1 protein-coding gene is annotated in these 1,059 nt (G+C 66.4%); it reads right to left on the bottom strand.

Going from position 1 to position 1,059, the window contains the following annotated elements:
• A partial coding sequence (locus LFM09_RS50080; protein WP_414103731.1) for a 2-oxoacid:ferredoxin oxidoreductase subunit beta occupies window positions 1–1,035 on the bottom strand: 1,035 nt, incomplete at its 3' end.
• Between the last annotated feature and the right edge of the window lie 24 nt (window positions 1,036–1,059).

Genomic DNA, 1,059 nt, shown 5'->3' with positions numbered 1-1,059 from the left:
CCAGGTGTCCTTGCCGTGCAACAGCTTGCTCAGGTCCGCTGCCTTCGCGGCCTTGGCCTCGTTGATCTGGGCCCGCGCGCTGTCGTCGTACGTCGGCCTGTCCGCCCGCCGGAACACACCGGTGACGGTGTGCGTGAGGTCCTGCGTCGACAGCCGCGAGAGTGCGAACGACAGGTTCAGGTCCGACGCGTCGTGGATGACGATGTCGGACGCGTCCACGTCCGCGGACTTGGCGACCGTGAGCCCGAAGCCTTCGCGGGTCACGCAGTACTCGCCCTCACGACCGAACCGGATCGGCTCGCCGTCGACGACGTTGATGATCCGCCGCTGTGCCTCGTCCGCGTCCTTCAGCACGTCGAACGCGCCGTCGTTGAAGATCGGGCAGTTCTGGTAGATCTCGACGAGCGCCGAACCGCGGTGCTCTGCGGCCTGGCGCAGCACCGAGGTCAGACCGGCCTTGTCCGAGTCGAGCGCGCGACCGACGAACGACGCCTCCGCGCCCAGTGCCAGCGACACCGGGTTGAACGGGTGGTCGAGCGACCCGGCCGGGGTCGACTTGGTGACCTTGCCTTCCTCGGAGGTCGGCGAGTACTGGCCCTTGGTCAGGCCGTAGATCCGGTTGTTGAACAGCAGGATCTTGAGGTTCACGTTGCGCCGCAACGTGTGGATCAGGTGGTTGCCGCCGATGGACAGCGCGTCACCGTCACCGGTCACCACCCACACGCTCAGGTCCGGCCGCGACACGGCGAGACCCGTGGCGATGGCCGGCGCACGGCCGTGGATGGAGTGCATGCCGTAGGTGTTCATGTAGTACGGGAAGCGGGACGAGCACCCGATGCCCGAGACGAACACGATGTTCTCGCGCTTGAGACCCAGCGACGGCAGGAACGACTGCATGGTGTTGAGCACGATGTAGTCGCCGCAGCCAGGGCACCAGCGGACTTCCTGGTCGGACTTGTAGTCCTTGGCCGTCTGCTTCTCGTCGGTGGTGGGAACTCCGGTCAAGCCGGGGATCCCGAGGTCGATCGCAGTCACGCCGACACCCCCTTGATCACGTCA

The sequence above is a fragment of the Lentzea alba genome (assembly GCF_047445655.1).
Lineage (GTDB): Bacteria > Actinomycetota > Actinomycetes > Mycobacteriales > Pseudonocardiaceae > Lentzea > Lentzea alba_A.
Note: the sequence above shows the minus strand (reverse complement) of the source record. Positions and strands in the feature narration are given on the sequence as shown.